We start from the raw sequence: 26,669 nt of genomic DNA on the forward strand, positions 1-26,669 counted from the left end.
GAGGGATGAGCCGTCCCCCATGGGACGGCTCATTTCGCCTTAGGTGTTGGTGTTGGACCCGCTGTTGGCCCAGCTGTAGGCGTTCAACTGATCGGAGTTGAAGCTGCCTACCTGCGAACCGGTGAAGGCCGCTGCCTGGACCGAGGTCAGGGCGTAGATGTCCGTGGTCTCCAGCCCGGTAACCTGGGTGGTGGAGAGCGAGGCGATCTGCGTCGTGGTCAGGCTGTGGGCCTGGGTGGTGGTCAGGGCCTCGATGGAGGTGGAGGTCAGGCCGCTGATCTGGGTGGTGGTCAGCACCGCGATGTCGGTGCTCTCGATGGCCGAGAAGACCGTGGTGGTGAGACCCGCCAGCTGGGTGGTGGTCAGACCGCCGATCTGGGCGGTGGTCAGGCCGGCCACGTTGGTGGTGGTCAGCGCGTTGACCGCCGTGGTGGACAGGGCTCCGATTCCGGTGGCGGTCAGCGCCCCCAGCTTGGCCGCGGTCAGGGCAGCCGCCTGGGTGTCGGTGATGCTGGCCACCTGGGTGGTGGTGAGCGCCGCCACGTCGGTGGTCTCGAGAGCGTTCAGCTGGGTGGTGCTGAGGCCGGCCACCTGGGTGGTGGACAGGCTCTGCACCTGGGTGGTGGACAGGGCCGCCACCTGGGTGGTGGTCAGGGCGTTGAGGTCGGTGGTCTCCAGGGCGCCGATCTGGGTGGTGGTCAGCACCGCCAGGTTGGTGGTGGTGATGGCCGCCGCCTGGGTGGTGGTCAGACCCGCGATCTGGGTGGCGGTGAGCGCCGCCAGGTCGGTGGTCTCCAGCGCGTTCAGCTGGGTGGTGGACAGGCCGGCCACCTGGGCGGTGGTCAGGCTCTGCACCTGGGTGACCGTCAGCGCCGCCAGATCGGTGGTTTCCAGGGCGTTCAGCTGGGTGGTGCTGAGGCCGGACACCTGGGTGGTGGTCAGGCTGGCAACCTGGGTGGTGGACAGGGCCGCCACTCCGGTGGTGGTCAGCGCGTTCAGCGTGGTGGCGGAGAGCACCGCCAGATCGGTGGTCTCGATGAAGCCGAGCTGGGTGGTGCTGAGGCCGGCCGCCTGGGTGGTGGTCAGGCTGGCAACCTGGGCGGTGGACAGCGCCGCCACGTCGGTGGTCGACAGGGCGTTCAGCGTGGTGGTGCTGAGGCCGGCCACCTGGGTGGTGGAGAGGCTGGCAACCTGGGTGGTGGTCAGCACCGCCACGTCGGTGGTTTGCAGGGCGTTCAGCGCCGTGGTGCCAAGACCGCCGATCTGGGTGGTGGTCAGGCTGGACACCTGGTCGGTGGACAGCGCCGCGATGCCGGTGGTGGTCAGGGCATTCACCGCGGTGGCGGAGATCGCCGCCAGATCGGTGGTTTCAATGGCCGCCAGATTGGTGGTGGACAGGCCCGCCGTCTGGGTGGAGGTCAGCGCCGCCGCCTGGGTGGTGGACAGGGCCGCCACGCTGGTGGTGGACAGGGCGTTCAGGGCGGTGGTGGACAGTCCGGCCACCTGGGTGGTGGACAGCGCCCCCAGCTGGGTGGTGGACAGGGCCGCCACGCCGGTGGTGGTCAGGGCGTTGAGCTGGGTGGCCGAGAGCGCCGCGATGTCGGTGGTCTCGATGACGCCCAACTGGGTGGTGGAGATGCCGGCCAGCTGCGTGGTGGAGATGCCGCCGACCTGGGTCGAGGTCAGGGCCGCCACGTCGGTGGTTTCCAGGGCGTTGATCTGGGTGGTGGTCAGGCCGGCGACCTGGGCAGTGGTCAGCGACTGCACCTGGGCGGTGGTCAGGGCCGCCAGGTCGGTGGTTTCCAGCGCGTTCAGCGTGGTGGTGCCGAGGCCGCTCACCTGGGTGGTGGTCAGGCTGGCCACCTGGGTGGTGGACAGGGCCGCCACGCCGGTGGTGGTCAGCGCGTTGACCTGGGTGGCGGAGAGTGCCGCCAGGTCGGTGGTCTCGATGAAGCCGAGCTGGGTGGTGGTGATGGCCGCCAGCTGGGTGGTGGTCAGCGCCGCCGCCTGGGTCGAGGTCAGACCCGCCACGCCGGTGGTGGACAGGGCGTTGAGGCTGGTGGTGGCCAGGCCGGCCACCTGGGTGGTGGTCAGGCCGCCCAGCTGGGTGGTGGTCAGGGCCGCCGTGTTGGTGGTGCTGAGCGCGTTCACCTGGGTGGTGCTCAGGGCCGCGATCTCGGTGGTGGTGACCCCCGACAGGGCGGTGGTGGTGATGGCCCCCAGCTGGGTGGTGGTCAGCGCACCCACCTGGGTGGTGGTCAGGGCCGCGATGTCGGTGGTTTCGAGAGCATTCACCTGGGTGGTGTTCAGCGCACCGACCTGGGCGGCGGTCAGCGAGCGCACCTGGGTGGTGGTCAGGGCCGCCACGTCGGTGGTCTCGAGAGCGTTCAGCTGGGTGGTGCTGAGGCCGGCCACCTGGGTGGTGGTCAGGCTGGACACCTGGGTGGTGGACAGGGCCGCCACGCCGGTGGTGGTCAGGGCGTTGACCTGGGTGGCGGTCAGCGCGGCCAGGTCGGTGCTTTCCACGGCGCCGAGCTGGGTGGTGGAGATGCCGGCCAGCTGGGTGGTGGTCAGCGCCGCCGCCTGGGTCGAGCTCAGGCCGGCCACGCCGGTGGTGGACAGGGCATTGAGGTTGGTGGTGCTGAGGTTCGCCACCAGCGTGGTGGTCAGTCCGCCCAGCTGGGTGGTGGTCAGCGCCGCCGCGTTGGTGGTGCTGAGCGCGTTCAGCTGGGTGGTGGACAGCGCGCCGACCTCGGTGGCGGTGATGCCGGACAAGGTGGTGGTGGACAGCGCCCCGATCTGGGTGCTGGTGATGCCGGTGACCTGGGTGGTGGTCAGGGCGGCGATGTCGGTGGTCTCCAGCGCGTTGAGCTGGGTGGTGGACAGCGCGCCGATCTGGGTGGTGGTCAGCGAGCGCACCTGGGTGGTGGTCAGCGCCGCCACGTCGGTGGTCTGCAGGGCGTTCAGCGTGGTGGTGTCGAGGCCGCTCACCTGGGTGGTGGTCAGGCTGGACACCTGGTCGGTCGAAAGCGCCGCGATGCCGGTGGTGGTCAGCGAGTCCACCTGGGTGGCGGAGAGCGCCGCGATGTCGGTGGTCTCGATGGCACCCAGCTGGGTGGTGGAGATGGCCGCCACCTGGGTGGTGGTCAGCGCGCCCACCTGGGCGGCGGACAGGCCGGCGACGCCGGTGGTGGACAGGGCGTTCAGGTTGGTGGTGCTGAGGCCGGCCACCTGGGTGGTGGTCAGTCCGCCCAGCTGGGTGGTGGTCAGCGCCGCCGCGTTGGTGGTGGAGAGCGCGTTCACCTGGGTGGTGGACAACGCGCCGACCTCGGTGGCGGTGATGCCGGACAGGGCGGTGGTGTTGAGCGCCCCGATCTGGGTGGTGGTGATGCCGGTGACCTGGGTGGTGGTCAGGGCGGCGATGTCGGTGGTCTCCAGGGCGTTGACCTGGGTGGTGGTCAGGCCCGCCACCTGGGTGGTGGTCAGCGAGCGCACCTGGGTGGTGGACAGGGCCGCCACGTCGGTGGTCTCGAGAGCGTTCAGCTGGGTGGTGCTGAGAGTTGCGGCCTGGGTGGTGGTCAGGCTGGCCACCTGGGTGGTGGACAGGGCCGCCACGCCGGTGGTGGTCAGCGCGTTCAGGGTGGTGGCCGAGATGGCCGTCACCTGGGTGGTGGTCAGGGCGCCGAGCTGGGTGGTGGTGATGCCGGCGGCCTGGGTGGTGGTCAGCGCCGCCGCCTGGGTGGCGGTCAGGCTGGACAGCCCGGTGGTGGACAGGGCGTTGAGCACGGTGGTGCTGAGGCCGGCCACGTTGGTGGAGGTCAGGCCGTCAAGCTGGGTGGTGGTCAGCGCCGCCGCGTTGGTGGTGGACAGCGCGTTGATCTGGGTGGTGGACAGCGCGCCGACCTCGGTGGCGGTGATGCCGGACAGGGCGGTGGTGGTCAGCGCCCCGGTCTGGGTGCTGGTGATGCCGGTGACCTGGGTGGTGGTCAGGGCGGCGATGTCGGTGGTCTCCAGCGCGTTGATCTGGGTGGTGGACAGCGCGCCGACCTGGGCGGTGGTCAGCGAGCGCACCTGGGTGGTGGTCAGCGCCGCCACGTCGGTGGTTTCCAGGGCGTTCAGCGTGGTGGTGGCCAGGCCGCTCACCTGGGTGGTGGTCAGGCTGGACACCTGGGCGGTGGACAGCGCCGCGATGCCGGTGGTGGTCAGCGCATCCACCTGGGTGGCGGAGAGCGCCGCGATGTCGGTGGTCTCGATGGCACCCAGCTGGGTGGTGGAGATGGCTGCCACCTGGGTGGTGGTCAGCGCGCCCACCTGGGCGGCGGACAGGCCGGCGACACCGGTGGTGGACAGGGCGTTCAGGTTGGTGGTGCTGAGGCCGGCCACCTGGGTGGTGGTCAGTCCGCCCAGCTGGGTGGTGGTCAGCGCCGCCGCGTTGGTGGTGGAGAGCGCGTTCACCTGGGTGGTGGACAACGCGCCGACCTCGGTGGCGGTGATGCCGGACAGGGCGGTGGTGTTGAGCGCCCCGATCTGGGTGGTGGTGATGCCGGTGACCTGGGTGGTGGTCAGGGCGGCGATGTCGGTGGTCTCCAGGGCGTTGACCTGGGTGGTGGTCAGGCCCGCCACCTGGGTGGTGGTCAGCGAGCGCACCTGGGTGGTGGACAGGGCCGCCACGTCGGTGGTCTCGAGAGCGTTCAGCTGGGTGGTGCTGAGAGTTGCGGCCTGGGTGGTGGTCAGGCTGGCCACCTGGGTGGTGGACAGGGCCGCCACGCCGGTGGTGGTCAGCGCGTTCAGGGTGGTGGCCGAGATGGCCGTCACCTGGGTGGTGGTCAGGGCGCCGAGCTGGGTGGTGGTGATGCCGGCGGCCTGGGTGGTGGTCAGCGCCGCCGCCTGGGTGGCGGTCAGGCTGGACAGCCCGGTGGTGGACAGGGCGTTGAGCACGGTGGTGCTGAGGCCGGCCACGTTGGTGGAGGTCAGGCCGTCAAGCTGGGTGGTGGTCAGCGCCGCCGCGTTGGTGGTGGACAGCGCGTTGATCTGGGTGGTGGACAGCGCGCCGACCTCGGTGGCGGTGATGCCGGACAGGGCGGTGGTGGTCAGCGCCCCGGTCTGGGTGCTGGTGATGCCGGTGACCTGGGTGGTGGTCAGGGCGGCGATGTCGGTGGTCTCCAGCGCGTTGATCTGGGTGGTGGACAGCGCGCCGACCTGGGCGGTGGTCAGCGAGCGCACCTGGGTGGTGGTCAGCGCCGCCACGTCGGTGGTCTCCAGGGCGTTCAGCGTGGTGGTGGCCAGGCCGCTCACCTGGGTGGTGGTCAGGCTCGACACCTGGGCGGTGGACAGCGCCGCGATGCCGGTGGTGGTCAGCGCATCCACCTGGGTGGCGGTCAGCGAGGCCACCTGGGTGGTGGTCACGGCCGCCAGCTGGGTGGTGGTGATGCCGGCCACCTGGGTGGTGGTCAGGCCGTCCAGCTGGGTGGTGGTCAGCGCCGCCACGTCGGTGGTCTCGAGCGCGTTGATCTGGGTGGTGGTCAGGCCGCTGATCTGGGTGGTGGTCAGCGAACGCACCTGGGTGGTGGAGAGCGCCGCCACGTCGGTGGTTTCCAGGGCGTTCAGCTGGGTGGAGCTGAGGCCGGCCACCTGGGTGACCGTCAGGCTCGCCGCCTGGGTGGTGGTCAGCGACGCCACCTGGGTGGTGGTCAGGGCATTGAGGTTGGTGGTGGAGAGCGCCGTGACCTCGGTGGTGGTCAGCGACGCCACCGCGGTGGTGGACAGGGCCGCCGCCTGGGTGGTGGTCAGGGCGCCGACCTGCGTGGCGTTCAGGCTCGCCAGGTTGGTGGTGGTCAGCGCGTTCAGGTTGGTGGTGGAGAGCGCCGCCACCTGGGTGGTGGTCAGGCCGGCCACCTGGGTGGTGAGCAGCGCCGCCGCGCCGGTGGTGGTCAGCGCGTTCAGGTTGGCGGTGGACAGCGCGCCGATCTCGGTGGCGGTCAGGCTGGCCAGGTTGGTGGTGGTGATGCCCGCCGCCTGGGTGGTGGTGAGCGCCCCGATCTGGGTGGTGGTCAGCGACGCGATGTCGGTGGTCTGCAGCGCGTTGACCTGGGTGGTGTTCAGGGCCGCCACCTGGGTGGTGGTCAGACTCCGGGCCTGGGTGGTGGACAGGGCCGCCACGTCGGTGGTTTCCAGGGCATTCAGCTGGGTGGTGGCGAGGCCGCTCACCTGGGTGGTGGTCAGCGCATCGACCTGGGTGGTGGACAGCGCCGCCACGTTGGTGGTCGACAGCGCGTTCAGCACGGTGGCGGTAATGGCGCGCAGATCGGTGGTCTCGATGGCGCCCAGCTGGGTGGTGGACAGCGCCGCCGCCTGGGTGGTGGTGATGCCGGCCGCCTGGGTGGCGTTCAGGCTGGCGACGCCGGTGGTGGACAGCGCGTTCAGGTTGGTGGTGGACAGGCCGCCGACCTGGGTCGCGGTCAGACCCGCGATCTGGGTGGTGGTGAGCGCCGCCGCGTTGGTGGTGGAGAGCGCGTTCAACTGGGTGGTGGACAGGGCCGCCACTTCGGTCGAGGTGACGCCGGACAGGGCGGTGGTGGTCAGGGCCCCGGTCTGCGTGGTGGTCAGGGCGGCCACCTGGGTGGTGGTCAGCGACGCGATATCGGTGGTTTCGAGGGCGTTGACCTGGGTGGTGTTCAGCGCGGCCACCTGGGCGGTGGTCAGACTCCGGACCTGGGTGGTGGAGAGCGCCGCCACGTCGGTGGTTTCCAGGGCATTCAGCTGGGTGGTGGCGAGGCCGCTCACCTGGGTGGTGGTCAGCGCGTCGACCTGGGTGGTGGACAGGGCGGCCACGTTGGTGGTGGTCAGCGCGTTCAGCACGGTGGCGGAGAGGGCGCGCAGTTCCGTGGTCTCGATGGCGCCCAGCTGGGTGGTGGACAGCGCCGCCGCCTGGGTGGTGGTGATGCCGGCCACCTGGGTGGCGTTCAGGCTGGCCACGCCGGTGGTGGACAGCGCGTTGATGGTGGTGGTGGTCAGGCCGCCGAACTGGGTGGCGGTCAGGCCGGTCAGCTGGGTGGTGGTCAGCGCCGCCGCGTTGGTGGTGGAGAGCGCGTTGATCTGGGTGGTGGTCAGCGCGCCGACTTCGGTGGCGGTGATGCCGGACAGGGCGGTGGTGGACAGCGCGCCGGTCTGGGTGGTGGTGAGCGCCCCGATCTGGGTGTTGGTCAGGGCGGCGATGTCGGTGGTCTCGAGCGCGTTGACCTGGGAGGTGGTCAGGGCCCCCACCTGGGCGGTGGTCAGGCTCCGCACCTGGGTGGTGGACAGCGCCGCCACGTCGGTGGTCTCGAGAGCGTTCAACTGGGTGGTGCTGAGGCCGGCCACCTGGGTGGTGGTCAGCGCGTCGACCTGGGTGGTGGACAGCGCCGCCACGTTGGTGGTCGACAGCGCGTTCAGCACGGTGGCGGTAATGGCGCGCAGATCGGTGGTCTCGATGGCGCCGAGCTGGGTGGTGCTGAGCGCCGCCGACTGGGTGGTGGTGATCCCCGCCGCCTGGGTGGCGGTCAGGCTCGCGATGCCGGTGGTGGACAGCGCGTTCAGGTTGGTGGTGGACAGGCCACCGACCTGGGCGGCGGTCAGGCCGTCGATCTGGGTGGTGGTCAGCGCCGCGGTGTTGGTGGTCGAGAGCGCGTTGATCTGGGTGGTGGTCAGCACCCCGACGGCGGTGGCCGTCAGGCCGGACAGCGCCGTGGTGTTGAGGGCGCCCACCTGGGTGGTGGTCAGGGCGCCGACCTGGGTATTGGTCAGGGCGGCGATGTCGGTGGTCTCGAGGGCGTTGACCTGGGTGGTGGTCAGGGCGCCGACCTGGGTCGCGGTCAGACTCCGGACCTGGGTGGTGGTCAGAGCCGCCACGTCGGTGGTTTCCAGCGCATTGAGCTGGGTCGTCGACAGGCCGGCCACCTGGGTGGTGGTCAGGGCGCTGGTCTGGGCGGTGGTCAGCGCGGCCACGCCGGTGGTGGTCAGCGCGTTCAGCACGGTGGCGCTGACGGCGCGCAGTTCGGTGGTGGTCAGTTCGCTGATGGAGGTGGTGGTCAGGCCGGCCGCCTGGGTGGTGGTCAGGCCCGCCGCCTGGGTGGCGGTCAGGCTGGCCAGGGTGGTGGTGGCCAGGGCATTGAGCACGGTGGTGGACAGACCGCTCACCTGGGTGGCGCTCAGGCCGTCGACCTGGGTGGTGGTCAGCGCCGCCGCGTTGGTGGTGGTGAGAGCGTTGATCTGGGTGGTGTTCAGGACGCTCAGTTCGGTGGCGGTCAGGCCGGACAGCGCGGTGGTGGAGAGCGCCCCGGTCTGGGTGGAGGTCAGGCTGGTCGCCTGGGTGGTGGTCAGCGCCGCGATGTCGGTGGTCTCGAGCGCGTTCACCTGGGTGGTGGTCAGGGCCGAGATCTGGGTGGCGGTGAGCGAGCGCACCTGGGTGGTGGAGAGCGCCGCCACGTCGGTGGTCTCCAGCGCGTTCAGCTGGGTGGTCGACAGGCTGCTGACCTGGGTGGTGGTCAGGGCATCGACCTGGGTGGTGGACAGGGCCGCCACGCCGGTGGTGGTCAGCGCGTTCAGCGTGGTCGCCGAGATGGCGCGCAGATCGGTGGTCTCGATGGCGCCCAGCGCCGTGGTGGTCAGGCCGGCGGCCTGGGTGGTGGTCAGCCCGCTGGCCTGGGTGGCGTTCAGGCCCGCCAGGGCCGTGGTGGAGAGCGCGTTCAGGTTGGTGGTGGACAGGCCCGCCACGGTGCCGGAGGTGACGCTGGCCAGCTGGGTGGTGGTGAGCGTCGCGACGCCGGTGGTGGTGAGCGCGTTGATCTGGGTGGTGGACAGCGCCGCCGCCTGGGCGGCGGTCAGGCTGCCCAGGCCGGTGGTGGCGAGCGCCGCGGTCTGGGTGGTGGTCAGCGCCGAGACCTGGGTGGTGGTCAGCGCGGCCAGATCGGTGGTTTCCAGCGCGTTCAGGTTGGTGGTGGACAGACCGGCGATCTGGGCGGTGGTCAGCGAGCGCACCTGGGTGGTGGTCAGGGCCGCCACGTCGGTGGTTTCCAGGGCGTTCAGCGTCGTGGTGTTGAGGCCGCTCACCTGGGTGGTGCTGAAGCTGGCCACCTGGGTGCTGGTCAGGCCGGCCAGGCTGGTGGTGGACAGGGCGTTGATCTGGGTGGCGGTCAGGGTGCTGATCACGGCCGAGTTGAGAGCCGCCGCCGCCGTGGTGGTCAGGCCGCCGGTCTGGGTGGTGGTCAGGCCCCGCAGCTGGGTCGCCGTCAGGCTGGCCAGCGTGGTGGTGGTCAGGTTGTTCAGATTGGTGGTGGACAGGCCGCCCACCTGGCCGCTGGTCAGGCTGGAGACCTGGGTGGTGGACAGCACCGCCACGTTGGTGGTGGACAGCGCGTTGAGGTTGGTGGTGGACAGCGCGCCAACCTCGGTGGCGGTCAGCACGGACACGGCCGTGGTGGCCAGCGCTCCGGTCTGGGTGGTGTTCAGTCCGCCGATCTGGGTGGTGGTCAGCGCGGCCAGATCGGTGGTTTCCAGCGCGTTCACCTGGGTGGTGGTCAGCCCGCCCACCTGAGTGGCGGAAAGCGACCGCACCTGCGCGGTCGACAGGGTCGCCACGTCGGTGGTTTCCAGGGCGTTCAGCTGGGTGGTGGACAGGCCGCCCACCTGGGCGGTGGTCAGCGCCGAGACCTGGGTGGTGGTCAGCGCCGCCACGTTGGTGGTGGTGAGCGCGTTCAGCGCCGTGGTGGTGACCGCCGCCAGATCGGTGGTCTCCAGCGCCCCCAACTGGGTGGTGGTCAGGGCGGCGGTCTGGGTGCTGGTCAGACTCCGGGCCTGGGTGGCGTTGAGGTTGGCGATGGCGGTGGTGGTCAGCGCGTTGAGGTTGGTGGTGGACAGGCCGGCCACCTGGGTGGAGGTCAGCGCCGAGACCTGGGTGCTGCTGAGCGAGGCGGCGCTGGTGGTGGTCAGGGCGTTCAACTGGGTGGCGGTCAGCGCGCGCAGGTCGGCGGTGGTGATCTGCGCCGCCGAGGTGGAGCTGAGCGCGCCCAGCTGGGTGGTGGTGAGCGCCGCCGCCTGGGTGGTGGTCAGCGCCGCAATGTCGGTGGTCTCCAGCGCGTTGACCTGGGTGGTGGTCAGCGCGGCGACCTGGGCCGAGGTCAGGCTGCGCACCTGGGCGGTGGTCAGGGCGGCGACGTCGGTGGTCTCCAGCGCGTTCAGCTGGGTGGTGGACAGGCCGGCCGCCTGGGTAATGGTCAGGGCCGAGACCTGGGTGGTGGTCAGCGCCGCCACGTTGGTGGTGGTGAGCGCGTTCAGCACCGTGGCGGTCACCGCCGCCAGGCTGGTGCTCGACAGGGCCGCCGCCGCGGTCGAGGTCAGGGCCGCCGCCTGGGTGGTGGACAGACTCCGGGCCTGGGTGGCGTTGAGGGTCGCCAGACCGGTGGTGGTCAGGGCGTTCAGGTTGGAGGTGGACAGCGCCGACAGCTGGGTGGTGGTCAGGCTGGACACCTGGGTGCTGGTCAGCACGCCGGCGCCGGTGGTGGTCAGCGCGTTCAGCTGGGTGGTGGAGAGCGCCCGGACTTCCGTGGCGGTCAGCGCCGCCGCGTTGGTGGTGGAGAGCGCCGCCACCTGGGTGGTGGTCAGGCCCGACACCTGGGTGGCGGTCAGCGCCGCGATGTCGGTGGTTTCCAGCGCGTTCAGCGTGGTGGTGGTCAGGCCGCCGATCTGGGTGGCGGTCAGGTTCTTGATCTGGGTGGTGGTCAGCGCCGCCACGCCGGTGGTGTCCAGCGCGTTCAGCGCGGTGGTGCCGAGGCCGCTGAACACCGTCGCCGACAGGACACCCTGCTGGGTGGTGGACAGTTCCGCCACGTTGGTGGTGGACAGCGCGTTGAACACGGTCGCGGACAGCGCGCCCAGTTCGGTGGTGGAGAGGCTGCCGGCCTGGGTGGTGGTCAGGGCGCCCACCTGGGTGGTGGTCAGACTCCGGGCCTGGGTGGCGTTCAGGCCGGCGATGGTGGTGGTGGACAGCGCGTTCAGCGCGGTGGTGGACAGGCCGGCCACCTGGGCGGTGCTCAGCCCGGAAATCTGGGTGGTGGTCAGGGTGGCCGCGCTGGTGGTGGTCAGCGCGTTGAGCTGGGTGGTGGAGAGCGCCTTGGTCCCGGTGGCGCTCAGGCTGCCCACCTGGGTGGTGGTCAGCCCGGCCACCTGGGTGGTGGACAGGCCGCTGAGCTGGGTGGCGGACAGCGCCGCCACGTCGGTGGTTTCCAGCGCGTTGATCTGGGTGGTGGACAGGCCGCCGGCCTGGGTGGCGGTCAGGCCGGTCAGCTGGGTGGTGGACAGCGCCGCGATGTCGGTGGTTTCCAGCGCGTTCAGGGCGGTGGTGGACAGGCCGGAAACCTGGGTCTTGGACAGGGCCGAGACCTGGGTGGTGGACAGCGCCGCCACGTTGGTGGTCGACAGCGCGTTGATGGTCGTGGCGGTCACCGCCGCCAGATCGGTGGTTTCCAGGGCGCCGAGCGCGGTGGTGGACAGCGCGCCCACCTGGGTGGTGGTCAGACTCCGGGCCTGGGTGATGTTGAGACCCGCCAGGGCGGTGGTCGACAGCACGTTCAGGTTGGTGGTGGACAGACCCGCCACCTGGGCGGTGGTCAAGGCACCCACCTGGGTGGTGGTCAACTCGGCCGCGCTGGTGGTGGTCAGGGCGTTGAGCTGGGTGGTGCTGAGCGCCTTGGTCTCGGTGGCGGTGAGCGCGCCCACCTGGGTGGTGGTCAGCGCCGCGATCTGGGTGGTGGTCAGGCTGGCCACCTGGGAGGCGTTGAGCGCCGCCAGGTCGGTGGTCTCCAGCGCGTTCAGCTGGGTGGTGGACAGGCCGCTGATCTGGGTGGTGGTCAGCGAGCGCACCTGGGTGACGGACAGGGCGGCGACGTCGGTGGTTTCCAGCGAGTTCAGCGCGGTGGTGGTCAGGCCCCGGAACTGGGTGGCCGACAGGGCGGTCTGCTGGGTGGTGGACAGCGCCGCAACGTTGGTGGTGGTGAGCGCGTTGAACACGGTGGCGGTGAGCGCCCCCAGTTCGGTGGTGGACAGCGAAGCCGCCTGGGTGGTGGTGAGCGCCGCCACCTGGGTGGTGGTCAGACTCCGGGCCTGGGTGGCGTTCAGCGCCCCCACGGTGGTGGTGGCCAGGGCGTTCAGCACCGTGGTGGACAGGCCGGCCACCTGGGTGGTGGTCAGCAGCGACACCTGGGTGGTGGTCAGTTCGGCCACGCCGGTGGTGGTCAGCGCGTTGATCTGGGTGGCGGTCAGCGCCTTGGTCTCGGAGGCGGTCAGGGCGCCAACCTGGGTGGTGGAGAGCGCCGCCACCTGGGTGGTGGTCAGGCCGCCGACCTGGGTGGCGGTCAGCGCCGCGAAATCGGTGGTCTCCAGCGCGTTGACCTGGGTGGTGGTCAGGCCGCCGATCTGGGTGGCGGTCAGCTGTCGCAGCTGGGTGGTGGACAGCGCCGCCAGGTCGGTGGTTTCCAGCGCGTTGAGCTGGGTGGTGGACAGGCCGCCCACCTGGGTGGCGGTGAAGGCCCCCACCTGGGTGGTGGAGAGCTGCGCCAGGTTGGTGGTGGTCAGCGCGTTGATCTGGGTCGCGGTCAGCGCCGCCAGATCGGTGGTTTCCAGCGCGCCGAGCTGGGTGGTGGTGAGCGCGGCGATCTGGGTGGTGGTCAGCGCCTTGACCTGGGTGGCGGTCAGGCCGGCCAGGGAGGTGGTGGACAGCGCGTTGAGGTTGGTGGTGTTGAGGCCGGACACCTGGCCGGTGGTCAGCCCACCCACCTGGGTGGTGGTCAGCTCGGCCGCGTTGGTGGTGGACAGCGCATTCAGCTGGGTGGCGGTCAGATTCCGCAGTTCGGTGACGGTCAGCGCGGTGGCGCTGGTGGTGGTGAGCGCCCCGATCTGGGTGGTGGTCAGCGCCGCGATCTGGCTGGCGTTCAGAATGGCCAGGTCGGTGGTTTCCAGCGCGTTCAGATTGGTGGTGGACAGGCCGCCGATCTGGGTGGCGGTCAGGGCCCGGACCTGGGTGGCGGACAGGTCGGCCACGTTGGTGGTGGCCAGGGCATTGATCTTGGTGGTGGTCAGGCCGGCCACCTGGGCCGCCGACAGGGCGTTGGACTGGGTGGTGCTCAGGCGGGCGACGTTGGTGGTGGTCAGGCCGTTGAGCGCGGTGACCGACAGGGCGGCCAGATCGGTGGATTCAAGGGCGTCCAGGGCGGTGGTGGTCAGGCCGGCAACCTGGGTGGCGGTCAGACTCCGGGCCTGGAGGACGCTCAGGCCGGCGATGGCCGAGGTCGACAGCGCGTTCAGCGCCGTGGTCGACAGGCTGGTGACCTGGGCCGTTCCAATGGCCGCCACCTGGGTGGTGGACAGTTCGGCCAGGGCGGTGGTGGCCAGGGCGGAAAGCTGGGTGGCGGACAGGGCGCGGATTTCGGTGGCGGTCAGCGCAGAGGCCAGGGTCGAGGTCAGCGCCGCCAGCTGGGTGGTGGTCAGCGTCGACACCTGGGTGGTGGTCAGCCCGGCGACGTCGGTGGTCTCGAAGGCGTTGACCTGGGTGGTGGTCAGGCCGGCCACCTGGGTGGCGGACAGATTCCGCACCTGGGTAAGGGTCAGGCCGGCGATGCTGGTGGTCTGCAGCGCGTTCAGGGTGGAGGTGGTCAGGCCCGAAAGCTGGGTGGTGGAGATGCTTCCCAGCTGGGTGGTGGACAGCGTGTTGAGCGCCGTGGTGGTCAGGGCGTTGAACACCGAGGCCGCCAGGACCCCCACCTGGGTGGAGGTCAGATTGCTGACCTGGGTCGAGGTCAGCGACGTCGATTGGGTGGTGGTCAGGCCGCGCAGCTGCTGGGTGGTCAGCGCCGCCAGCGTGGTGGTGGCCAGGGCGCCGAGATTGGTGGTGGAGAAACCGGCCAGCAAGGCCGAGTTCAGGCCGGTGATCTGGGTCGAGGTCAGCGCGGCGGCGTTGGTGGTGGACAGCGCGTTGAGCAGCGTGACGGTCAGCGCGCCGACTTCGGTGCTGGTCAGGGCCGACAGCGAGGTGGTGGTCAGCGCCGCCGACTGGGTGGTGGTCAGGCCGCCCAGCGAGGTGGTGGACAGCGAGGCGATGTCGGTGGTTTCAAGGGCGTTCAGGTTGGTGGTGGTCAGGCCGCCCAGCTGGGTGGCGGTCAGACTCCGGGCCTGGGTGGTGGTCAGGCTGGCCAGTCCGGTGGTGGTCAGCGCATTGAGCGAGGTGGTGGTGAGATTGGCGATCTGGGTGGCCGAGATGCCGCCCAGCTGCGTGGTGGTCAGGTTGGCCAGCTGGGTGGTGGACAGGCCGCCGAGCTGGGTGGTGGACAGGGCGTTCAGCTCGGTGGTGGACAGCGCCGCCGTCTGGGTGGTGGACAGGCCGCCGACCTGGGTGGCGGAAAGGCCGGCCACCTGGGCCGCGCTCAACGAGGCAAGGCTGGTGGTGGTGAGCGCGTTGAGGCTGGTGGTGGAGAGCGCCCCCACATGGGAGGTCTTGAGGCCGGAAATCTGGGTGGTGGTGAGGACCGCCAGATCCGTGGTCTCGAGCGAGGAGAGCAGGGTGGTCGAGAGCGAGGCCAGCTGGGTGGTGGTCAGGCCGCTGACCGCCGTGGAACTGAGTGCCGCGACGTCCGAGGTCGAGAAGGCGCCGAGCTGCGAGGCGTTGAGAACGCCGAGCTGGGCCGCGTCGAAGACGATCTGCGTGTTCTCGAAGGCGGCGATCTGGGTCGAGCTCAGCACGCTGAGCTGCGTCGTCGTCAGTGCCGCGATGTCGGTGGTTTCCAGAGCCTGGATCTGGGTGACCGTAAGCGCCTGAAGCTGGGTCGAGACCAGGGCTGCGATGTCCGTGGTCACCCAGTTTGCGACGCTGGTCGTCGACAGCTGCGAGATTTGCGCCGCCGACAGGAATGTGACTGAAGAAACCACGGCTACCCCCTTTCTGGAGATTCACGCGCCGCTTCGGACGCCCGCTCGCGAAAAATATATTGGCACTCAGGTTAATTAACTACCAAAACGCAGGCCCGTAAGCAATGAATTTATCGGCGCCCGGACCGCGCAATCCCATTGGAATCTCCCGGTTTCCGCCGCTGGCGGCGCAGGCACTAATACTTTTGTCCTGCCGCCGCCGAGCCTGGGAATTGGGTATGTCGGGTCAAGCCTGTAGGGCTCGCATTTTTTCGATTTTCATCTGGCCGTCGGTCTCGCGGCTGTAGTTTTCGTCCAGCTTGGCGCCGGGATAGGCTTTCAGGTTGGAGGTGCGCCCCAAGGTGTGCAGCGGCGCCCCCTCGATCTCGGCGCAGCCCGACTTCTGGCACGAATCCAGCGGCAGCGAGGCCATGTAGGTCTCGGTGTCCTGCATCTGCTCGGGCGTTTCGCCCGGCAGGCCGAAGGTGAAGGTGCCGTGCAGCGTCATGCCCACCCGCTTGATCTCGAAGGCGGTCTTGCGGGCTTCCTCCAGGTTCAGGCGCTTGTTGACGATGTTGTCGACCACCTCCTGGTTGCCGCTCTCGAAGCCGATCTTGACCCCGAAGCAGCCGCTGTCCTTCATTTCCTGCCACAGATGGAAGCTGGAGGTGTCGGCGCGGCACATGGCCGACCACGGCACGCCGACCTTGCGCATCACCTGGCACATCTTCTCCACGTGGCGGTCGCCCAGGTTGAAGGTGTCGTCGTCGAAGTAAATGGAGCGGAAACCGTATTTTTGCACCAGTTCGGTGAGGAAGGCCTCCATGTAATCGGCCGAATACTGGCGGACGATGCGCTTGCCGCCGCCGTCCGGATCGTTGGAGGTCATGGTGGCCGGCCAGACGCAGAAGATGCACTTGTAGGGGCAGCCGCGGCTGGACAGCACCTGGGCCTGGGGGAATTGCTGGCCGCGCGGGTTGGTGTCGCAGTAGCGGTGCGCGATGACGTCGTCGAAATAGGGGAAGGGGGCGGAATTCATCTCGGCCACGCTCAGCAGGTCGAAATCCACCACGCCGTTGGCGCCGTTCAGCGCCTTGATGACGCCCTTCTCGTATTCGCCGCGCACGGCGGCCTGGATGTTGGGCGCCTCGTCCAGCAGGGCCTCGCCGTGGCTGGTGATGGGGCCGGTGATGATGAAGCGGGTGTGGGGCAGGCGCCGCGCGATCTCGGAGATCACGCCCTTGTCGTGCTCCCAGCTGGGCGAGGCGGATTCGATGACGATGTGGGAGAAGCGCTCGGCATCCAGGAACTCGTAGTATTTGTCGTAGGATTCCCGAAGCGCGATGGAATCGCGGAAGGTGACGTTGCCGCCCAGTTCCCGGTTGGCCCAGGTGGCGGCATGCCCCATGAAATAGGGGTAGGGCAGATACGACCCGAACTGCCATTCATCCGGGCCGTGGCCCAGGAAGAAGGTGAACGGCCAGCGCGAGCCGGCCCGCACGCCGGCACGGTGAACCAGCGCCTGACGGCCATCGGGCAGGGGGTACAGCGCCTGGCCTTGCCACCACGGGGGATTGCTGAACAGAACCTTCATTGGCCTAGTCCTTCTTCAAGAGGCCGCTTGCCAGGACAGCAAGGTGTCCACGAGGCATTTGGCGCCGCGCGTTTCCCCCCACCGGATGGATGCCTGCCGGGCCAGCCCGGCCAGGCGGTCGTAATCGTCGAGGGCGGCGTTGGTCGCCGCCAGGATCGCCTCGACGGTCTCTTCCCTGAATATTGTGCCGGGCTCGCCGAATTCACGGATCACCGCATGCATGGTGGTGCCCTCGGGCACCACCACCGGAATGGCGTTGGCCATGGCCTCGCTGGCCACGGCGGAATAGGACGAGATGAAGCGGTTGCGGTTGTAGGGGCAGACGATCAGGTCCGACTGGTCGAGCAGGGAGGACCACAGAACGGCGTCGGCGGTGCGCTCGTCGAGGACCAGGCGGGAATCGGCGGCGGCCATGGCGCGCAGCTCCTGCTGCTGGGTGACCATGCCCTCGGGCCAGCCGTTGTGGACCAGGACCCGGATGTCGTCGCGCCCGGCCAGCAGGCCCGCCACCACGCCGGGGACCTTGTCGTAGCCCTTCTCGCCCCGCTGATGGCCGAGGACGCTGACGGTGACCGGCCGCCGTCCCGTGCGGTCGCGGCAGGGGGTGACCGCCTGCTGCGGCAGGGGCAGGGTGCCTACGGGAAAGTCCAGCAGCATCTGGAAGATGGACGAGCTTTGCGCGTCGAAGGTGGCCAGCTTCAGCCATTTCCGGTCGGCGGGGGTCAGGTGGCGGGCGGTGTAGCGCAGCAGCACCGCCCGCGAATCCACCCGGGTGTCCATGGGCGCGAAGCGCAGCCCCTCGGGGGTGTCGTAGGCCTGCAGGCCGGGATCGGTGCCGAATTCCATGATCACCGTCGGGCGCTGGTCCTCGGGCAGGGATTGGGCCCAGCGCACCACGCCCATGAACTGGGGCGGCTGGATGGAGTTGACGTAGATGAGGTCCGAGCTGGACACGCCCTGGATACGGGTCAGATCCTCGGCCAGGGTGCGGGCGACGATCTCGAAATTGCTGAGCCAGCCGCAGACCGGGTCCTGGTCGTAGCTGCCATAGGTGTGGCAACGGAACCAGGGGGTGGCGAACAGTTCGTCGCGCAGCCCGTCCTCGAGGCTGACATGGCCGAGGACGGCGCAGGGAATGCCGCGCGACCGGGTCTCGGACACGATGTGGCGCGCCGAATTGGCATGGTGGCCCAGATTGTTCCACAATCCGGTATCGACGTAGGCGAACATCATGCGGTCCTCTGAGTCCGGCGGGTGCGCTCGGCCATGGCGTCGTGAATCTCCGCCAGGATGCGGCGGACGTCGTAGGTGAAGGCCCAGCCGGGGTAGTCGGCCTTGAAGCGCTCCACGCTGCTGATCCACCAGATGTGGTCGCCGATGCGGTTGGCCTCGGAATAGGACCAGTTCATGGGCCGCCCGGTCAGCTCCTCGCACATGGAGATGGCTTCGAGCATGGAGCAATTGGAGTGGCGCGCCCCGCCCATGTTGTAGACGGCGCCCGATTTCGGCGCCTGGAACACGTGCCAGAAGGCGTTGACCAGATCGGCGGAATGGATGTTGTCCCGGACCTGCTTGCCCTTGTAGCCGAACACCGTATAGGGATCGCCGGTGACGGCGCACTTGACCAGATAGGACAGGAAGCCGTGCAGCTGGGCGCCCGAATGGCCCGGTCCGGTCAGGCAGCCGCCGCGGAAACAGGCGGTCTTCATGCCGAAATAGCGGCCGTATTCCTGGACCAGCAGGTCGCCGGCCACCTTGGACACCCCGAACAGCGAATGGGTGCTGGCATCGATGGACATGCTCTCGTCGATGCCGTGCTCGGCCCAGGGGTGGGCCGGGTCCAGTTCCCAGCGGGTTTCCCGTTCCACCAGCGGCAGGGCGTTGGGGGTGTCGCCGTAGACCTTGTTGGTGGAGCAATGGATGAAGCAGGCATCGGGACAATGCTTGCGCACCGCCTCCAGCAGCACCAGGGTGCCGTTGGCGTTGACGGTGAAGTCCACTTGCGGCTCCTTGGCCGCCCAGTCGTGGGACGGTTGGGCGGCGGTGTGGATCACCGCCTGGACGGCCGCGCCGTAGCGGGCGAAGATGGCGTCGATGGCCGCCGCGTCGCGGATGTCGGCCTCGCAGTCCACATAGCCCTTGACGTTCCGCTGCAATTCGCCACGGGCCCAGGCGGTGCTGGCGGTCTCGCCGAAGAAGTAGCGGCGCATGTCGTTGTCGACGCCAATGACGGTCATGCCCTTGGAACCGAAGAAACGGGCGGCCTCGGCGCCGATCAGACCTCCCGAACCGGTAACGATGACGACGCTCATGACCTCTCCCCCGTGCTGACGGCTCCTCCCTCTGCACGCGGAGTCGAGGTCCTGGTTCCGTCAAGGAGTCGGTCGTGGCCGAACCCTGCTCCACCCGTAACGACGATTCTTGTCCGGTTCATGCTGGAGGGCTCTGAAAACCGGCCGGTAATTCTGCCGGCCATCGTTGAAACTCCTCTTTATCGCCCGGGATTCCATAAAACTTCATTAAATGGACGAATTACGGGCAGGTTGGAATAATGCCAATTTAAATGTGATTATTTCGGCAATTCGGTACCGTTATGCGGTTTTTGCATCGGCGCATGCGAATTGGTCGATTCTCGCCGTTCGGTGGTCGCCGTATGGTGGGGGCAAGACAGAAACACCCGATATCGAGGTTGCCGCCATGACCCTCCACCAGCTCACCCACACCGCTTCCCTCGATCTGGATTTCCGTCCGGCCGACATGGTCCGCCGCATCGTCGCCGGGTTGCGCGCCTTCGCCGCCGCCCGCCGGCTCGAGCGCGAACTGGCCATGCTCGACCACCGCGAGATCGCCGATCTGGCCCACCGCCGCTGACCTCTTCCTTTCGCGTCCATCCTCCCCAGGACGATCCTCGGCCGGTTCCCTCGACGGGAGCCGGCCTTTTCTTTGGCCGCCGCCGGCTCTCCGGGTTAGACTCCCCCTATCCGTGGCTTGGGACGGAGACCCATGAGCGACCAGGACTTCCTCGCCGTCCTGCAGCAAGGCCATCAGGCCCTCAACGAGGGACGGGTGGCCGACGCCGCCGCCCTGCTCGAGCCGCAGATCGCGGCACGGCCCGACGAGCCCAACCTGCGCCGCCTGGCCTGCCTGCTGCGCTTCGGCCAGGGCCGGGCCGAAGAGGCGGTGGAGGCGCTGCTGGCCCTGGGGCGCGAGGCGCCCGGCGACCAATGGATCTGGGCGACGCTGCTGCAGCACCTGACCGCGGCGGGGCAGGGGGCGCGGGCCATCGCGCTGTGCCGCGACGCCCTGGCCGCCCGGCCGGAGATGACCGACGTGGTCCGGCGGGTGGCGGCCGCCGCGCTGCGGCTGGGCGATCACGACACCGTGCGGCGCATGGTGGCCCTGGGGCCGGTGGGCGATCCCAGCCTGCGCTATTATCTCGGCAATCTGGTGCTGCGGAGCGGCGACTGGATGGGCGGTTTCGAGCTTTACGAGAACCGCTGGGTGGCCGAGGGAGCCGAACGCTTCCAGCCCGACTGGACCGGCGCGCCCGATCCCACCGGCCTTCTGCTGGTCTACGACGAGCAGGGATTCGGCGACACCCTGCAGTTTCTGCGCTTTCTGCCGGCGGTGAAAGCGCGCTTCGGCGGCCGGGTGGTGCTCCGCGTGCAGGAGCCGCTGGCCCCGCTGGTGGAGGGGCTGGCCGACCAGGTGATTCTGCGTGGGCAGCCGGCCAGTGTCATCGTCAAGCCGCCGGGGATCACCTCGGTGGCCTGCACGCCGCTGATGTCGGCGCCCTGGCTGCTCAACCGGCTGGGCGAGGCGGTGTCCATCGCCTCGCCGCCCTATTACCGGTCGCCGGAGGCGCTGGTGGAGAGCGCCGCCGCGATCCTTGGCCCGTCCGGTGGCCGTCCCCGGGTGGGGCTGGCCTGGGGCGGCGTCTCCCATTCCATTCCCTTCGCCGCCCTGGCGCCCCTGCTGGACGATCGGCGGGTGGAATGGATCAATCTGCAATACGGCGAGCATCCCGGCCATCCGGGCTTACGCGACACCATGGCCGGCGGCAACCTGGCACGGGCGGCGGGGTTGGCCGCCCATCTCGACCTGATGGTGACGGTGGATACCTCCATCGCCCATCTGACGGCGTCCCAGGGCATTCCCACCTGGATCCTGCTGGACAAGGTGTGCTGCTGGCGCTGGACCGACCGGGGCGAGACCAGCGAGTGGTACGATTGCGTCCGGCTGTTCCGACAGGAGACCCAGGGCGACTGGCCGGGGGTGGTCGCCCGGGTCCGGGCCGCCCTGGACCGGCGTTTCAGCTGAACTTTTCCAGCACGGCGGCGAAGAAGCCGTCGGTGCCGTGGGCCAGCGGCGACAGCCGCAGCCAGGGACCGGATACCGGGCAGGGCGTGCCCGCCAGCTCACCCAAGATTTCCGGCCAGATCTCCGGCACCGGGACCGGGCGGTAATCGGGATGGGCGGCCAGGAAGGCCTCGACCCGCTCCTCGTTCTCCTCGCGCATGATGGAGCAGGTGGCGTAGACCAGCCGCCCGCCCGGCTTGGTCAGCCGCGCCGCGCTTTCCAGGATGGCGCCCTGGCGGGCCACCAGTTCCAGCAGGTCCTTCTCGGCGAACTGCCACTTGGCGTCGGGATTGCGGCGCCAGGTGCCGGTGCCGGTGCAGGGCGCGTCCACCAGCACCCGGTCGAAGGACCCGGCCGAGCGCTTGATCCACTTGTCGGACTCGCCCTCGATCACCCGGCGGGTGACGTTGTGGACGCCGGCCCGGCGCAGGCGGTCCTGGGCGCGGTCGACCCGCCACTCGGCCACGTCGCAGGCCACCAGACGGCCCTTGTTCTGCATGGCGGCGGCCAGGGCCAGGGTCTTGCCGCCGGCGCCGGCGCAGTAATCCACCACCGCCTGCCCCGGCTTGGGATCGGTGAGCAGGGCCACCAGCTGCGAACCCTCGTCCTGCACCTCGATCAACCCGTTGCGCCAGGCCTGGACCTGGACCAGGGGCACGCGGGCGTAAAGGCGCAGGCCGATGGGCGAAAGCGTGGTGGGTTCGGACTTGATGCCTTCCTTGGCCAGGGCGCGGATGGCTTCGTCGCGGGTCGCCTTCAGGGTGTTGACGCGCAGGTCCAGCGGCGCCTCGTCGCGCATGGCGCCCATCTCGGCATCCAGGCGCTCGCCGAACAGGGCGGCGAGGCGCGGCGTCATCCATTGGGGGTACTCGCCCTTCACATGGGGCGGCATGTCGCGGTGGAACAGGCTCTTCTGCCCGGCCAGCATGTCCAGCACCCGGCGCTCGGGCGGCTCGGGCGGATAGGCGGAATGGGGGCCCCGGAACAGGTCGGGCTCGGGCCGGATGCCCTCGAACACCATGTCGGCCAATACGCGGGCCCGCGCCCCGCCCTTGCCCTCGGCATCGGGGCGCTCGGGATGGTCCAGATGCTCCAGCCACCAGTCCAGGCGGGCCCGGCGGCGCAGCACCCGCCACACCGTCTCGGCCACGGCGCGGCGGTCCTTGGCACCGATGTAGCGGCGCTGCTTGAAGTAGAACGATGCCACCGAATCGGCCGGCTTGGCCGACTTCTCGATTTCGGAAAGCACCTCGATGGCGGCCTGAAGGCGTGCGGCGGGTGTCATACCGGCGAATCATCATCCTGATAATCGCCGGTATCGGCCGCCATTGCGGCGGCGGCCAAGCGCCCGGAGGGGCGCGCCCGGCGAGGGGCAATACGGCGAGCCGAAGCGGCTCGCCGGTACCAGACCCGATAGATGCGGCAATTCGCCCGAGGCTGCAAGCGTCGCTTGGCTCCGGGCGAAGGGCCCGCCCGTTAATCGGTCTTGTAGTTCGGCGCTTCCTTGGTGATGGCCACGTCGTGGACGTGGCTTTCGCGCAGGCCCGCCGAGGTGATGCGGCGGAAGGTGCAGCGGGTCTGCATGTCCTTGATGGTGGCGTTGCCGGTGTAGCCCATGCCGGCCCGCAGGCCGCCGATCATCTGGTGGATGACGGTGCTGACCGGGCCCTTGTAGGGGACGCGGCCCTCGACCCCTTCGGGCACCAGCTTCAGCTTGTCGCCCACCTCGGCCTGGAAATAGCGGTCGGCCGAGCCGCGCGCCATGGCGCCGATGGAGCCCATGCCGCGATAGGACTTGTACGAGCGGCCCTGGTACAGGAACACCTCGCCGGGGCTTTCCTCGGTGCCGGCGAACAGCGAGCCGATCATCACGCAATCGGCGCCCGCCGCGATGGCCTTGGCGATGTCGCCGGAATACTTGATGCCGCCGTCGGCGATCACCGAGACGCCGTGCTTATGCGCCACCTCGGCCACTTCCATGATGGCGGAAAGCTGGGGCACGCCCACGCCGGCCACCATGCGGGTGGTGCAGATGGTGCCCGGCCCGATGCCCACCTTGACCGCGTCGGCGCCGGCCTTGATCAGGGCCAGAGCCGCTTCCGGGGTGGCGATGTTGCCGCCCACCAGCTGGATGTGGGGCGAGGCCTTGCGGATCTCGGCGATGGTGTCGATGACGCCGCGCGAGTGGCCGTGGGCGGTGTCGACCACGATGACGTCCACCTCGGCCTCGATCAGCTTCATGGCCCGCGCGAAGCCGTCACTGCCCACACCGGTGGCGGCGGCGACGCGCAGGCGTCCCTTCTCGTCCTTGGCGGCGGTGGGGTGGGCCTGGGCCTTTTCCATGTCCTTGACGGTGACCAGCCCGATGCAGCGGTAGTCGCCGTCCACCACCAGCAGCTTTTCGATGCGGTGCTGGTGTAAAAGGCGCTTGGCCTCTTCCTTGTCGACGCCTTCGCGCACGGTGACCAGCTCGTCCTTGGTCATCAGCTCGTAGACCGGCTGGGCGGCGTCGTTGGCGAAGCGCACGTCGCGGTTGGTGAGAATGCCCACCAGCTTGCCCGAGCCCCGTTCCACCACGGGAATGCCGGAAATCTTCGCCTCGGACATCAGGCGCAGCGCATCGGCCAGGGTCTGGTCGGGGTGGATGGTCAGCGGGTTGACCACCATGCCGGACTCGAACTTCTTGACCTTGCGCACCTCGGCGGCCTGGGCGTCCATGTCCAGGTTCTTGTGGATGACGCCGATGCCGCCGTCCTGGGCGAGCGCGATGGCCAGGCGGCTTTCGGTCACCGTGTCCATGGCGGCCGACAGCAGGGGAATGCCCAGTTCGATGGACCTGGTCAGCCGGGTGCGGGTGTCCGCCTGCGCGGGCAGCACCGAGGATTCCGCCGGGACCAGCAGAACGTCGTCGAATGTAAGGGCTTCCTTGATGATCATGCCGCCTCCGGTGGTGGGGTCCGGTTAGTGGCGCGCCATCATACACATTCGGGGCTATGGCTCAAGCATCGCCTCGCCGGGAGCCATGTGCCGGAAGGAATGCCGCCATGCCCTTTCCCCTTCGCCCGTCCGGCGGTGTTATAATGAGCGGTGGTGGGAAGCATCGTTCAACACGCGGCGAGGGAGGGTCGAATGCCCAAGCCCTGCATCTGGATTTGCGTCGCCGATGGAACCCGTGCCCGGTTCTTTCATTGCGACGGCCCCGGACGGGATATCGTGCCGGCCTTGAACTACATGCTGGCGGCGCCGTCCCGGGCTCACAACATCAGCATGACCGCCGACCGTCCCGGACGGACCTTCGATTCCGCCGGGGTGGGACGCCACGCCTATGACGAGGGCGACTGGCAGGACGAGGAGAAGGGCCGCTTCGCCGGCCGGGTGGCCGCCCAGCTGGATCGGGCCGCCCTCGATCACCAGTTCGAGCGTCTGGTGGTGGTCGCCCCGCCGGCCATGATGGGTGAGCTGCGCAAGCACTTTACCGGCATCCGGCACCGCATGGAGGTGGTGGAGGTGGTCAAGGACCTGACCCACGCCACCCCGCGCGAGATGCAGAGCCATCTGAGCGAGGCGCTGCGGCACTGAGGGGTCGTTACCCGGCGGAACCGCGAAAACCCGTGGCCACCACATAGGTCTCGGCCGAACCCTGGCGCGAGGCCGGCGGCTTGGCGTGGCGCACCGTGGTGAAGTTCTTCTTCAACTGGTCGAGCAGGGTCTTCTCGGTGCCGCCCTGGAACACCTTGGCCACGAAGGTGCCGCCGGGCGCCAGCACCTCCATGGCGAAATGCAGCGCCACCTCCACCAGGCCGATGATGCGCAGGTGGTCGGTGGAAGGGTGCCCGGTGGTGGGCGCCGCCATGTCGGACAGCACCACGTCGGCGGGGCCGTCCAGGGCCTCCTTCAGACGGTCGGGGGCGTCATCGGCCAGGAAGTCGCCCTGCAGCGTGATGGCGCCGGGCAGCGGATCCCATTCCAGGATGTCCATGCCGACGACCTTGCCGCCGCCCTTGGGCTTCAAGGCCGCGACCTTGTCCACCGCCACCTGGGTCCAGCCGCCGGGCGCGGCGCCCAGATCGACGACCCGCAGGCCGGGCTTCAGGATATGGAAGCGTTCGTCCAGCTGGATCAGCTTGAAGGCGGCGCGCGAGCGGTAGCCCAGGCGCTTGGCCTCGCGGACATAGGGGTCGTTGAGCTGGCGCTGCAGCCACAGGGTGGAGGACAGCTTGCGCTTCTTGGCGGTCTTCACCTTGACGGTGAGATTGCGCGAGCCGCCGCCGGGGCCGGAGCCGGTGGTGCGTCCCGAGCCTTTCCTGCTTCCACCCGTCGCCATCAGTTCCGCGCCCCCAGGGTTCCGTCTTCGCGCATCATGTTCAGCAGCACGCCCTCGCGCACGCCGCGATCGGCGACCTTGAGGCGGCCCAGCGGCCACAGCCGGCACAGCGCCTCGAGGATGGCGCAGCCCGCCACCACCAGATCGGCCCTCTCCGGCCCGATGCAGGGATGGGCGGCGCGCTGGTCGTGGGTCATGGAGGCCAGCTTGCGGGTCACGGCGGCGATGTCGGCGAAGCCCAGCTCCAGCCCGTCCACCTGGGAACGGTCATAGCGCTCGAGCCCCAGATGCAGGGCCCCCAGGGTGGTGACGGTTCCGGACGTGCCCAGCATCTGCACCATGTTGCCGGCCAGCATGGCTCCGATGGTGTGCAGCGCCTCGAACGGGCGGAAGGCGGCGCCGATGCGATCGACCACCCGGGCATAGCCGGAATTGGAGGCCAGTTCGTGCGCCCATTGCTCGGCCAGGGTGACCACGCCGGTGGGAATGGACTGGATGCCCACCACATGCTGGCCCAGCGGTGAATTCTGTACCCAGACCAGCTCGGTGGAGCCGCCGCCGATGTCGAAGACCAGCGCCCACGGCACATGCGGGTCGAGCAGCGACGCGCAGCCGCCCAGCGCCAGTCCGGCTTCCTCGCTGGGGCTGATGATGTCGGGCTTGAGCCCGGTGCGCTCGGTGATGCGGGCGGTGAACTCGGCGCCGTTGCGGGCGCGGCGGCAGGCCTCGGTGGCCACCAGCCGGGCACGGCTCACCCGGTTCCTCTCCATCTTCTCGGCGCAGGCCTCCAGGGCATCCAGGGTGCGGGCCATGGCCGGCTCGGACAGCACGCCGCTGGCGCTCAACCCCTCGCCCAGGCGGGTGACGCGGGAAAAGGCGTCGATCACCTTGAAGGCGCGGCCCTGGGGGCGCGCCACCAGCATCCGGCAATTGTTGGTGCCGAGGTCGAGGGCGGCGTAAACCGGCGCGCTGCGGGAAGAAGACGACGAGGCGTAAGCCAATACGGAGAACTCTGCAATTCGGGGCGGCGGATGTTACCCCCAAACGGCCTCGGCTGGGAAGCATCCAGTCCCAAGCCCCGGATTTCCCCGGATTTCCGCCCCTTTGCGGCCAATTCCGGCCATCGCTCTTTCGCCATTGATCCGGCGGAAGGCCTGTGTTAGAAGGTGCGCCTCTCGTGGTCACCCCGGCCTTCGCCGGGAACGCGGACCACCAGCCCGACTGGTGGGGGATCGTCTAACGGTAGGACAGCGGACTCTGACTCCGCCAGTCTAGGTTCGAATCCTAGTCCCCCAGCCAATCTCTCCGAAACCGGCCCATCAGGCCGGTTTTTTCATTTGAAATCAACGTGACCTCTGTCCGCCAAGCAGCCTGCGACGGCCTGGCGTCGGGTGTGGTATTGTTCGGCGGCCTTCAGTGATCCAATGGGCGGCGGCTTTCGTAAGAGATGACGGAGACTCT

At 69.2% G+C, this 26,669-nt stretch carries 11 protein-coding genes and 1 tRNA gene; 4 read left to right on the forward strand and 8 right to left on the reverse strand.

The window, feature by feature from the left end; genetic code table 11:
• Positions 1–39: 39 nt before the first annotated feature.
• The 4 genes from ACV4UZ_RS11640 to ACV4UZ_RS11655 form a co-directional block, all read right to left on the reverse strand.
• Positions 40–14,952 (reverse strand): beta strand repeat-containing protein, encoded by a 14,913-nt coding sequence (locus ACV4UZ_RS11640; protein WP_491600986.1) that lies wholly within the window; start codon positions 14,950–14,952, stop codon positions 40–42.
• 226 nt (positions 14,953–15,178) lie between these two features.
• The gene (locus ACV4UZ_RS11645) at positions 15,179–16,525 is read right to left on the reverse strand and encodes a B12-binding domain-containing radical SAM protein (protein ID WP_491600987.1); all 1,347 of its coding nucleotides are present in this window, start codon (positions 16,523–16,525) and stop codon (positions 15,179–15,181) included.
• Positions 16,526–16,540: 15 nt separating this feature from the next.
• Positions 16,541–17,758 carry a glycosyltransferase gene (locus tag ACV4UZ_RS11650; RefSeq protein ID WP_491600988.1) on the reverse strand — a complete coding sequence of 406 codons (1,218 nt, stop codon included), beginning with the start codon at positions 17,756–17,758 and terminating at the stop codon, positions 16,541–16,543.
• Complete coding sequence (locus tag ACV4UZ_RS11655; protein ID WP_491600989.1) at positions 17,755–18,837, reverse strand: NAD-dependent epimerase/dehydratase family protein; 1,083 nt, start codon at positions 18,835–18,837, stop codon at positions 17,755–17,757. Before ACV4UZ_RS11655 ends, ACV4UZ_RS11650 begins: the two co-directional genes overlap by 4 nt.
• A 385-nt stretch (positions 18,838–19,222) precedes the next feature.
• Between ACV4UZ_RS11655 and ACV4UZ_RS11660 the strand changes: the two genes are divergently transcribed.
• Together ACV4UZ_RS11660 and ACV4UZ_RS11665 are read left to right on the forward strand one after the other, a co-directional pair.
• Entirely contained in the window at positions 19,223–19,396 is a 174-nt protein-coding gene (locus ACV4UZ_RS11660; protein ID WP_491600990.1) for a hypothetical protein, read from the forward strand.
• A gap of 132 nt (positions 19,397–19,528) precedes the next feature.
• Positions 19,529–20,845: a tetratricopeptide repeat protein gene (locus ACV4UZ_RS11665; protein WP_491600991.1), complete on the forward strand. Its 1,317-nt coding sequence runs from the start codon at positions 19,529–19,531 to the stop codon at positions 20,843–20,845.
• On the opposite strand, the gene ACV4UZ_RS11670 is transcribed toward ACV4UZ_RS11665, so the two are convergent.
• Together ACV4UZ_RS11670 and guaB are read right to left on the reverse strand one after the other, a co-directional pair.
• Positions 20,838–22,169 (reverse strand): RsmB/NOP family class I SAM-dependent RNA methyltransferase, encoded by a 1,332-nt coding sequence (locus ACV4UZ_RS11670; RefSeq protein ID WP_491600992.1) that lies wholly within the window; start codon positions 22,167–22,169, stop codon positions 20,838–20,840. The two genes, ACV4UZ_RS11665 and ACV4UZ_RS11670, sit on opposite strands and share 8 nt — an antisense overlap.
• Before the next feature lie 191 nt (positions 22,170–22,360).
• A complete protein-coding gene (guaB, locus tag ACV4UZ_RS11675; RefSeq protein ID WP_491600993.1) occupies positions 22,361–23,821 on the reverse strand; it encodes an IMP dehydrogenase in 1,461 nt (486 codons plus the stop codon).
• A 192-nt stretch (positions 23,822–24,013) separates the two neighbouring features.
• Between guaB and ACV4UZ_RS11680 the strand changes: the two genes are divergently transcribed.
• A complete protein-coding gene (locus ACV4UZ_RS11680) occupies positions 24,014–24,463 on the forward strand; it encodes a host attachment protein (RefSeq protein WP_491600994.1) in 450 nt (149 codons plus the stop codon).
• Positions 24,464–24,470: 7 nt separating this feature from the next.
• Here ACV4UZ_RS11680 and ACV4UZ_RS11685 read toward each other — a convergent pair whose 3' ends face one another.
• A complete protein-coding gene (locus ACV4UZ_RS11685) occupies positions 24,471–25,208 on the reverse strand; it encodes an RlmE family RNA methyltransferase (RefSeq protein WP_491600995.1) in 738 nt (245 codons plus the stop codon).
• The gene (locus ACV4UZ_RS11690) at positions 25,208–26,209 is read right to left on the reverse strand and encodes a Ppx/GppA phosphatase family protein (RefSeq protein WP_491600996.1); all 1,002 of its coding nucleotides are present in this window, start codon (positions 26,207–26,209) and stop codon (positions 25,208–25,210) included. Before ACV4UZ_RS11690 ends, ACV4UZ_RS11685 begins: the two co-directional genes overlap by 1 nt.
• A gap of 224 nt (positions 26,210–26,433) precedes the next feature.
• Between ACV4UZ_RS11690 and ACV4UZ_RS11695 the strand changes: the two genes are divergently transcribed.
• Positions 26,434–26,507, forward strand: a tRNA-Gln gene (locus ACV4UZ_RS11695).
• Positions 26,508–26,669: the final 162 nt, after the last annotated feature.

The sequence above is a fragment of the Paramagnetospirillum sp. genome (assembly GCF_058402745.1).